We start from the raw sequence: 10,400 nt of genomic DNA, 5'->3' as shown, positions 1-10,400 counted from the left end.
TGAGATAACCTATGCTGAAGTTGTTACGTTTGCTTTCCCTGACTTTCCCCAACATCCCGAGAGAACTTATTCAGTAAAATACCGTAGAGGACACGGGAATAAACCTGAAGGTATCTTGTCACCGGGTGGAACTGTTAAAATAAAAGATGAAATGATTTTCTATGTTTCACCAACTGGTCAATCATAATGAAGACTTAAGACGCTTGGTCGTCAAAGGGTATGCTATATCATTCGACAGTAACTATCTTGTCATTTGTGATATTCCTTATCTAGATGAAAAGAAAAATCTTCAAATCATCGTTGATGCCAATCAGGGCAAACTATACGGTGCGGCTGATCCTGTATTAATTTATTCAGCAACAGGTCTTGAGGCAGGAGATGATAAGAAGGTATTCACCGGAGCACTGTCAAGAGCAGCGGGCGAAAATGTCGGTACCTACGCCATCATCCAGGGCAACCTCTCCGCTGGAAACAACTACAACATTTCCTTTACTAGCGTTGACTTTGAGATTGGTAGAAAAACCCTGACCATCAAAGTCAATGAAGGACAGCAGAAATACTTCAGCGAATCTGATCCTATGGTATTGTCATACATTGCAAGCGGATTTGCAAACGGGGACAATAGGGAAATCATGACAGGTACCCTCCAAAGGGTAGTAGGTGAAGCACCAGGGAACTACGCCATCCAATTGGGGACTTTATCCGCAGGTAATAATTATGAAATAGCATTCCTAACTGCTGACTTTACCATAGTGGTAGTAAGGATTGCGGAGATATTCAATCCTGAAACGGTGAGCGTGGATTGGGGCACAGATAAAGCTGCAATCCTGTTGCCGGAGACGGTGATGGTGAGAACCGACCGTTCGGAGTTCATCAACTTACCTGTTGTATGGGATATGGCCACTGTCAATACTCTGGAAAGGGGAACCTACCTTGTGACAGGGGAACTGAAATTTGCCGCAGGGTATGAGAATCCTGATGGATTTGTTCCCCAGATTGAAGTGACGGTACTGCCTAAGCAAGCTCCAGTAAGAGTCAACCTCAGCCACTATGAATTTACGGCGGAAGCTGGCAAAGAGGCCATCTTAATCGCAGAGATCTCAGTAGTGGATCCCGTGGACAATATCCACGAGATCACTTTAATCGATGGCGACAGGGACAACGGCTACTTCGAGATCAGAAACGGTAACCAGCTTTATTGGGTATCACCTGATCCCGTGGCGGGCAAGACAGAGTTCTTTGTCAACTTCCTGATCTTGGACAGAGACGGCAATACACTGGAATTCCTTGAAAAACTGACCCGTCACAGAAAGTCGATCACGGAGCTGTTTGTGGGCAATACGATCACCCCCGGAACAGATGGCTTCAACGATGGGTGGGGTGTTCCTGATCTGAAATACTACGAAGGTGTCAGGCTCCAGATTTTTGACAGGGGTGGGCAGCGTCTTTTCTACACCCTTGACCCAGGTGTGAGATGGGATGCAACTGTCAACGGGAACGCTGTTCCGGTCGGTACTTACTATTGGACAATAGAGGTTGTAGAAACCGGAGAAACCAGAAAAGGACTCCTTTATGTACTCCAAAAATAGATTCAAAAAGGGACACCGTATCAGATCGGTGTCCCTACTATCACATAACTCTTCTATACATCAAAAAGATATTCCCATGAAAAAATCATTACTAACATTAATACTGATTGGAGCTGTTTTGGGCAGCATCCAAGCACAGACGAGAAAGTACGTGGCCCAGTTCAGCCACATGCAGGGCTACTTCAACCCTGCCCTGACAGGATACGAGGGATCCACGGTACGGGGATTTGTAAGAAACCAATGGGCGGGTTTTGAGGGGGCGCCCAAGACCTATTTTGTATCCGCAGAGATGGATTTTGCCGACATCACGGGCAACAGTGATCCCTTGATGGCCGACAAAAATGCCTTCGGGATCAACGTGCTCCATGATCAGTACGGGGCCTTTGCCGAGACCGAGCTGATTGGCAACTATTCCGCAAGGATACAAATCAGTCCCCTGACCAGTTTCAGATTGGGGGTAGGAGTGAACTACAATATGATCCGTCTTGACGGTAACCTGCTCAACCCCGATCAACCGGAAGACCCCAGAATTATGCAATACCTGAATGGCTTTGCCAATATGCAGGTGCTTGATTTTAATATCGGCGGCTCGATCACACATCCTAATTACTATATATCCTATGCAGTACACAATGCCAACAGGGGCGCCATCAATTCGGGGGATATATTTATGGAAAGAAGACCGAGGGTGGGAGTTTTTCAAGGAGGATACCGCAATGCCATGACGGACCAACTCGCAGTGGCGACCAATATCATGTACAGGCATCAGGTGGGATTGCCGGACAACATAGAATTTAATTTCAAGGTGCTGATGATGGACAGGTTATGGCTGGGAGCTGGACACAGGAGATTTTATGCCAATAATGTGCAGCTTGGGATGGTGTTCCCAATGGTCAGGATCGGCTATGTATATGAAATGCCCATGGCCCGTTCCTACCTGTTGCCTAATACTACCCATGAATTTCTGGCGGTATTCCCATTGTTCAGAAAAAATATCAGGGAAAGTAAGGATGAGGTTTTGATCTGGTAAATAAAAATCAATCAAAAACCCTTTTAATAATCGCCCTGATCATCAAAATGGCAGCCAAAATTACTGAGCCTGCTATAACAAATTCCATAATTGGTTTTTTGTTTTAACTCCAATTGTAACATTAATGTTTATGATGATCTGCTTTCTTATTAGTAGATACGAAACCCTTATTTAATGCTCGTTAAAATTACCGATTTATGCTTACTTCTTCCCGATAGCTATCAGCCTTTTTCAAGGTCAGGTTTATTTTAGTTATTTGAACCTAAATTCCAGTTTGTAGTCATAAATCCAAGGGATTTCTGGTGATATGTTTTCATTTTCCAGCTGTTGGGATATGTTGTGGTATTTGTCCCTCATGCTCAGGACTTCATGGTCTTTGTAGTATGTTATAATGATAGTGTCATCCTTTACCCTTATATCACCTTCCATATTTGTGAAGACTTTTTCGGAGAGCATCGCCGCAGTCCATCTGCTCTGGGGTTCAGGCAGGTTTTTTCCAAGCCTGAATGCCGCGGCCTGTGCAAGCAGGGCCAGGGACTGCCTGCCGTACCTGATTTCAGATTGAATGTCGATGCCCTGTTCCAGCCCATGTTCCCCTCGGAGTTGAAGAATTACTCTATTGTCCATCTTTTTGAGAACACTTTTGAAAGCAGTTCAACCGTATCTCTGTCCGAGGTGGTGAGAAAGTGCTTATAAACTTCCTGTTTGTCCGCCGATTCCTTTTGGGTGATCAGCCTCAGTTTTTGGTCCAAGTTCTGGAAGCTGAACCGTGTTTCGGCAACCGAATATCCCGGCCACAGCTCTCTATATTCTAGTCCTGTGATGCGTTCCCTGATTCCTTTCACGTCCAGGGCCGGCATAAGGATGTCCAACGAAAGGGAGTCGTCAAAATATTCTGTTATTCTCAGGGGAAGTGTTCCTTATCTGCCAGAACCAGTGCCTTTTCCTGTCCCAAAACCTCCCCCACAACGTTAAGGAGCTGGAGAGTGGCTTGTGAAAAGGCAAAGATTTTAAGCACTTTCAAATGTTTATTTTGGATCAATATTTCACAGTAAATCAATTTATCCCCCTCAACTATTCGGCTTAAACTTCTCCACATAATTCTCCACTGGTTTGAGGGATTTTAAGTAGGCAAAAATCGATTCAAGGTCGGGTTCTTTCATGCCGGCATACATCACCCATGGCATGATGGTTTGGAATTCTCCTGGCTTGACCTCAGGTGCGGTCATGTGTTCATTTTCATACATTTTGAATCGTTGGATAAACATGTCTTTGGTCCAATTTCCGATTCCGCTTTCATGCGGGGTCAGATTAGGACTTGTCAGGACACCTTCAGGGAATTCAAAGGTTCTGCCTCCGGCAAGCCTATCCCCGACAAAATCTCCATTTTCAAATTTTGTATGGCAGTCTGCACAAGCTGCGGCGCTTACCAAATACCCACCATACGCTACTTGGTCAGAAGGAGAGGGTTTTTTGGTAAGTTGTGCTTTTTTAGGTAGGGTACGGAGGATGAAATTAAATGGGAAATCTGCTTTAGACTTAGGATGGTCGGTTTCTATTGGTTCCAGAGTTCTGAGAAAAGCAATGACAGACTCAATGTCTTCTGCGTCAATAGTGCCGTAACTATGGTAAGGCATTATTGGAAAAATAGGACTTCCGTCTTTTCTAACCCCTGTGGTAATGAGTCTAAAGATTTCTCCATCTGTCCAGTCCCCTATTCCATAAGGAGTGATATTGGGAGATATAAATATTCCGGGGAATCCCATCCTCTGGTCAAATATTTCACCTCCAGCGGTAAGGGTGTTTTGTAGAGGAGGACCCGAAAATTGACTGAAATCCCTTACTGAATGGCAATCCACACACATCATTACATGATAGGCCAAGTACCTTCCGTGAGCGACTTTTTCGGGAGTGACATCAACTACAAGGTCTTTCGGTGCAGGTCCCACATTGGGTAGCGCAACACTTACATAAGTAGCAGCTATCAGTATCAAAAGAATAACAGCCGTCGCGATATATGCGGTAATCCTCAAAAACTTTTTCATAACACAGTTTTGATTTGGTTAAATTGTTTTTCAAAATTCAGATTTTTGTGCTTTTCAGAGATCACCCATTTGAGTGATATTCACATTAGGTTTGGATGGAATTTTGTTATTTTCCCAACCCATATGAATTTAAAAAGTGTATGAATATTAATAGTTTCTCAATTTGTGGATCAGGTCAGTCCGGTTGATGGCATGGGTTTTTGAAAAAATATTTTTGAGGTGTGTCTTGACGGTATTCTCACTGACAAACAAATTTTCGGCAATTTCATTGTTGGTCATACCTTTCTCCACCAACCCAATGATTTCACTTTCCCGAGTAGTAAGGGGACTCAATAATTTTGAATTGATTCTCCCTATATCAATGGAGGCGCCATTTATTTGCTCAGGAATTTTGTTTTCTTGAAGCCTTACTTTTGCCCGCCATCTTAGTACATAAAAATAAATCCCTCCCAATCCGGAAAGGAAAGCAATGGTCAAGAAGATGCTCAGTCTTGCTTTTTTGGTTTTTTCTTTGGAAAGTTCGAGTGCTTGTTGCTGTATTTTTTTGTCTTTTTCTATTGCCTCAAACCTTGCCTGCATTTCTTCAAAAGCCCATAATTTCTGTTCATTATTGATGCTGTCATTCAATATGTTAAAGGCTTTCCATGATTCAAGAGACTTTTCGGGCAAGTGAAGCAATTCATAAGCTACGGCAAGTTCTTTCATGACCTGTCTTTTCAATTCCAGTCTTTCGGTTTGCTCAACAATTTCCTTTGCCGAAAGCAACTTGGCCAAACCCTCATCTGTTTTTCCTGCGCGAACCTCCATTATTCCCAAATAGGTCAACGCACCAGCTTTTTCGTGGCTTTTATCAGATTTCAAGTTGTCAATACCACTTTCCAAGTACTTATAGGAATCTGTGTGATTTTCCAAATTGTATAAAGCTACACCTAGGCCAATATTGATTTCAGCCATTGTCCTTGATTCTGTTTTGCCTTGAGCTAATTTTTGTGCATTGGAAAATGCCTCGAGACTTTCATCATAAGCATGCATATAGGAATAAAGTAAGCCAATGTTATAATATGCATTAACAAGTCCTATGGTATCATTTTGAGTTTTTTTGATTTCAAGAGATTTGAGGTAAATGTCGAGCGCTCTTTTAAAATTCCTTCTGTGCCGGTATATCACACCAAGATTGTTAAGGGCATAAGACTCACCTTCTTGATAACCTGATACTTCACTCAAAGCTAATGCTTCATGATAATAGTTCACAGCATTGTTAAAGTCTGACTTATAATAAAATGCTACTCCCATCGCATTTCTCAGCTTGGCCATGCTGAGACTGTCTTTATTGATCAATGCGATATTATAAGCACTTTGGAAAGTGGCTATGGACTCTTCAAATTTATCCCCGAATTCCAGGGCAAGCGCTTTTTGGTACAGATTCCAGATCTGGCCTTGGGCAAATCCCAAATCTCTGGCCAAATTAAAGCCCCGTTCACTGTAATAAATAGTAGAATCAAGGTGATCTTCCATATGGTAATAGGCCATATCTCTCAATATCCAAACCCTGTTTGTATCTCTCTTACTATTTTTCAATTGCTGGAGTAGATTTTCCAGTTCATTTTGACCAAAGGCAGGTGGGTAGCCAAGGAATACAATTCCTGCTATCACTATAGCACAAAAATTAGACATCAAAAAGAACCGGCTTTTTATTGCCGAAGAGGGCTTTTTCATACTTTTGGGTAAACTGACTTAATTCAATTAATCATATAACGAATTGAATTAAAGAGAATTAAAAGTGATTGTTAATTTAAATAAAAATTATCGGGATCAGATAAATAGTTATTAAAATTAAAAAGAGTGAATGAGTAAAAGGTGAAAATTTCAAAACTTTTTTCAACCAAAAGATGAAAGTGATTTAGATTTAATTAAAATATTCAATTAAAAAATATTAAAACAGTTCAAAAATTGAGATTTAATAGATTTTAAAAAAAAATTATAACAAACCCTCCAAATATCCCCAAATGGTCTCAAATACGATCAAATGACCTTCCTCAGTGGGGTGAATGCCGTCAGGAAGATTCAGGTCAGGATTTCCTGCAACACCTTCCAACAAAAATGGGATAAGAGCCACATTTTCTTCTTCTGCCACACTCGGGTATAATTCTCTGAATTCACGGGTATATTCCGGACCCATATTGGGTGGAATTTGCATGCCTGCCAATAGGATGGTTGTTTCGGGATATTTGGATCGTACTGCTTGGATGATACCTTTTAAGTTCTTTTTCGTTTCCGAAATAGGGATTCCTCTCAATCCATCATTTCCACCCAGTTCAAGGACAAATATGGCAGGCTCTTCTTCTAGAAACCAATCCAATCGACTTAGTCCACTGGCAGTAGTTTCGCCGCTCAATCCTCCATTGACCACCCTATAATCCAGTTCCAAGCTGTCAATCCGCTGTGCCACTAAGCCTGGGAATGCATCTTCTGCATCAATTCCATAACCTGCACTCAGGCTGTTGCCGAAAAAGAGGATGAGTTTCTTTTGTTCTGTATCTTGAGTTTGTATTTCTGTAGTAAGGTTTTCAGCTTTTTCTGATTTTTTGGAGCAGGAAAAGCAAACTACTAATATTAATGTTGAAAGGAAGAAATTCTTATAATTCATAGGTCAACAAAATTAACTTTTTATCAGATAAGTCCAGTTAGACGGATTAGCTTCAATAATGAAGGCTTCAGCTTCAGCAATTGTTTTTATTTTCGGAATTTCTCTTTCAAATGCTTCTTTTAATTCACAATTTGAGATATTCCCCAGATTAATTTTGATTAGTTTTTTGGGACTTCCTTTTATTAAAAAATCATTTTTAAAGTCCACATCTTTGAAGATCACAATGAAATTCATTTTGTCTGCAAAATTTGCGATTTCCGAATCTTTAGTATTGAACCCTTTTAAAATTGAATTAATGTGAATTGCTTCAAATCCTTTTAGGTTTAAAAATTTTACAAAGTTTAAGGAAATATGAACGTCACATAAAAACTTCATGCAATTTCCTGAGTCGAAGTGCCAATAATAGAAAGCTTTGCAAACTCCAATGCCGCAAAGAAATCTTCTTTTTCCAATTCAGGATGATCCTCTATAATTTCATCATAAGTCATTCCTGAAGCCATCAGATCCAACAGCACTTCTACGGGCCATCGCATTCCTCTAATACAGGGCTTACCATGACATATTTCAGGATTTATTGTTATTCTGTTTTTATACTTCATTTTATTGATTTTTGCAATATTGCTATTATTGTGGCGTAGGAATAAATACTACGGTAAAACTTTTAATGCCCGTAACACCTGTCTTCGGTCATCGGTCTTCCGTCCCGTTGAAAAAAGATGGATGCCAAATAGGCAAGAATGCATGTAATTATTAATTAACCTTTCTCCAAATCTACAATTTTTCGACTGAAATTGTTTCAATCCATTCTTTCGCATTATCTTTATTTCCAACGAATCAAACCTTTTGGACGTTTGATGGTGTTATTAGCCCGTACAAAAACCCCTCTTATTTTTATGAGCATTTTAAGTGTAAAGGAAGTTTCCAAAACCTATCAAAGCGGTAACAGGAAATTGACTGTTTTGGATAATGTCAATCTCAATATCCAATCAGGTGATAGTATCGCAATTGTTGGGCCATCTGGTAGTGGCAAGACCACATTACTTGGCTTATGCGCAGGATTGGATTCTGCAACAACAGGCTCTGTGGTACTCAATGGAAGTGCATTCGAGAAATTGTCTGAAGATGAACGTGCTGCTGTAAGAAGTAAAAATGTGGGTTTTATTTTTCAGAATTTTCAACTCTTACCCACCTTGACTGCGCTGGAAAATGTGATGGTACCATTGGAATTGAAAAAAAGAAAAGATGCCAAAGAAAAAGCTTTGTCATTGCTTCAGAAAGTCGGTTTGGGGGACAGGGTTACACATTACCCTACGCAGTTATCCGGAGGAGAACAGCAACGTGTATCTATTGCGAGGGCTTTTGCAAATGAACCCTTAATTCTTTTTGCTGATGAACCCACAGGTAATCTCGATACCGAAACCGGAGAAATGATCGAAGACTTGATTTTTAATATGAACAAAGAAGAAGGAACAACTTTGGTTTTGGTTACCCATGACACGGAATTGGCAAAAAGAACCAACAGAATCATTCATATCAAAGGGGGCAAAATTCAGGAGGAAACTAATGGCTGATTTTTCTTGGATTTTATTGATGGCATATCGGGATTTTCGCAAGAATTTCTCTCGCCTTTTGCTTTTTGTATCTTCCATGGTGGTGGGAATTGCGGCTTTGGTGGGCATAAGTTCTTTTGGTGAAAACCTAAAAAAAGACATTGAAGACCAATCTAAAGAATTGGTGGGGGCCGATTTGGTTCTAGATAATAACAAACCGCTTGGAAAACAGCCGACTGATTCCATAGCAATCCAAACTGCAGAAGAAGTCAATTTTGCGAGCATGGTTGCTTTTCCTGCCACGGGCGAGAGCAGGTTGACCCAGGTCAGATTGCTGGAAGGTGATTTTCCGTTTTACGGCAAACTGGAGACTATACCTGAAAATGCTGAAAGCACTTTCAGACAAGGTGGAAGAAAGGCCTTGGTTGAAAAACTTTTAATGGCACAGTTCAATGCCGTAGTCGGTGATAGTATCAAAGTCGGAGAATTGACTTTTGTGATTGAAGGGGAATTGCAAAAAGTACCCGGTCAAACAGGAATTACAGCTACGGTTGCACCCGCGGTGTATTTACCGATGGAATATGCAGAGGCAACGGGATTGATCCAATACGGAAGTAGGCTCAAGTATCAGCGGTATTATCAGTTGGCTGACGAAGTGAATCCAGATGAATTGGTTAAACTGTATGAGGAACAATGGGAAGAGGAAAAGGTAGATGCCGATACCGTAGAAGACCGTCGTCGCCAAACAGGTCGATCTTTTCAGAATCTTTCCAATTTTCTGAGTTTGGTGGCATTTATTGCTTTGCTCTTGGGCTGTGTCGGAGTAGCAAGTGCAGTGAACGTTTTCGTCAAGGAGAAATTAGCTTCGGTCGCAGTACTGCGCTGTTTAGGGGTTTCAGCTTGGGCGGCGATGAAAATCTACCTTGTTCAAATATTACTTATGGGTTTGGTGGGTTCAGTATTTGGCGCTTTCCTAGGTACTATGCTACAGTTTATATTGCCAACTGTGTTTGCGGATTTTCTTCCGGTGGAGGTCACTATGGCGATTTCATGGAAAAGTGTGGGATTTGGAATTTTGACAGGATTGCTTGTCGCCTTGCTTTTTGCACTATTGCCTTTATTGAAAATAAGAAAGGTTTCTCCTATGGCAACTTTAAGGCCCGAGGAAGGAGAAACCAAAATCTCCAAAGATCCATTGCGATGGGGGGTGATTACGGGCATATTGCTTTTCATTTTTGGATTTAGCTTTTTCTTATTGAATGGATGGAAAGAGGCGTTGGGTTTTACCGGATTTGTTGTTTTTGCTTTTTTGGTCTTGTGGTCAGTTGCTTTGGGAATCATGTGGATGATCAAGAGGTTTTTGCCTATTACCTTACAGTATCCTATTCGACAATCCTTGGCAAATCTCTACAGACCCAATAATCAGACAGTATCTTTGATTGCAACCATCGGTCTAGGCACGGCGATGATCAGTACATTGTTTTTTGTGCAAAACCAATTATTGGATGAGGCAAGATTTGCTGATAAAGAGGATCAGCC

12 protein-coding genes are annotated in these 10,400 nt (G+C 41.1%); 5 read left to right on the top strand and 7 right to left on the bottom strand.

Translation table 11 applies throughout. The annotated features are described in order from the left end of the window. The 3 genes from ACEW8U_RS22290 to ACEW8U_RS22280 form a co-directional block, all read left to right on the top strand. A partial coding sequence (locus ACEW8U_RS22290; RefSeq protein WP_373524266.1) for a multiubiquitin domain-containing protein occupies nucleotides 1-187 on the top strand: 187 nt, incomplete at its 5' end. Next, on the top strand, nucleotides 162-1,589 hold the full coding sequence (locus tag ACEW8U_RS22285) for an MBG domain-containing protein (protein WP_373524265.1): 1,428 nt from the start codon (nucleotides 162-164) through the stop codon (nucleotides 1,587-1,589). The genes ACEW8U_RS22290 and ACEW8U_RS22285, both read left to right, overlap by 26 nt. Before the next feature lie 76 nt (nucleotides 1,590-1,665). After that, a complete protein-coding gene (locus ACEW8U_RS22280; protein ID WP_373524264.1) occupies nucleotides 1,666-2,619 on the top strand; it encodes a type IX secretion system membrane protein PorP/SprF in 954 nt (317 codons plus the stop codon). 252 nt (nucleotides 2,620-2,871) lie between these two features. Here ACEW8U_RS22280 and ACEW8U_RS22275 read toward each other — a convergent pair whose 3' ends face one another. The 7 genes from ACEW8U_RS22275 to ACEW8U_RS22245 form a co-directional block, all read right to left on the bottom strand. Next, entirely contained in the window at nucleotides 2,872-3,246 is a 375-nt protein-coding gene (locus tag ACEW8U_RS22275) for a hypothetical protein (protein ID WP_373524263.1), read from the bottom strand. Further along, complete coding sequence (locus ACEW8U_RS22270) at nucleotides 3,231-3,479, bottom strand: hypothetical protein (protein ID WP_373524262.1); 249 nt, start codon at nucleotides 3,477-3,479, stop codon at nucleotides 3,231-3,233. Before ACEW8U_RS22270 ends, ACEW8U_RS22275 begins: the two co-directional genes overlap by 16 nt. A 210-nt stretch (nucleotides 3,480-3,689) precedes the next feature. After that, nucleotides 3,690-4,664: a c-type cytochrome gene (locus tag ACEW8U_RS22265; RefSeq protein ID WP_373524261.1), complete on the bottom strand. Its 975-nt coding sequence runs from the start codon at nucleotides 4,662-4,664 to the stop codon at nucleotides 3,690-3,692. Nucleotides 4,665-4,811: 147 nt separating this feature from the next. Beyond that, complete coding sequence (locus tag ACEW8U_RS22260; protein WP_373524260.1) at nucleotides 4,812-6,380, bottom strand: tetratricopeptide repeat protein; 1,569 nt, start codon at nucleotides 6,378-6,380, stop codon at nucleotides 4,812-4,814. 262 nt (nucleotides 6,381-6,642) lie between these two features. Continuing rightward, a complete protein-coding gene (locus ACEW8U_RS22255) occupies nucleotides 6,643-7,311 on the bottom strand; it encodes an arylesterase (protein ID WP_373524259.1) in 669 nt (222 codons plus the stop codon). A 12-nt stretch (nucleotides 7,312-7,323) separates the two neighbouring features. Then, nucleotides 7,324-7,686, bottom strand: a complete 363-nt coding sequence (locus ACEW8U_RS22250) for a DUF5615 family PIN-like protein (RefSeq protein WP_373524258.1) — start codon at nucleotides 7,684-7,686, stop codon at nucleotides 7,324-7,326. Next, a complete protein-coding gene (locus tag ACEW8U_RS22245; protein ID WP_373524257.1) occupies nucleotides 7,683-7,910 on the bottom strand; it encodes a DUF433 domain-containing protein in 228 nt (75 codons plus the stop codon). Before ACEW8U_RS22245 ends, ACEW8U_RS22250 begins: the two co-directional genes overlap by 4 nt. Before the next feature lie 294 nt (nucleotides 7,911-8,204). Here ACEW8U_RS22245 and ACEW8U_RS22240 point away from each other — a divergent pair, with 294 nt between their 5' ends. Beyond that, a complete protein-coding gene (locus tag ACEW8U_RS22240; protein WP_373524256.1) occupies nucleotides 8,205-8,882 on the top strand; it encodes an ABC transporter ATP-binding protein in 678 nt (225 codons plus the stop codon). After that, nucleotides 8,875-10,400: ABC transporter permease (locus tag ACEW8U_RS22235; RefSeq protein ID WP_373524255.1), on the top strand; the 1,526-nt coding region annotated here is incomplete at its 3' end. The genes ACEW8U_RS22240 and ACEW8U_RS22235, both read left to right, overlap by 8 nt.

The organism is Aquiflexum sp. (assembly GCF_041751335.1).
Classification (GTDB): domain Bacteria; phylum Bacteroidota; class Bacteroidia; order Cytophagales; family Cyclobacteriaceae; genus Aquiflexum.
Note: the sequence above shows the minus strand (reverse complement) of the source record. Positions and strands in the feature narration are given on the sequence as shown.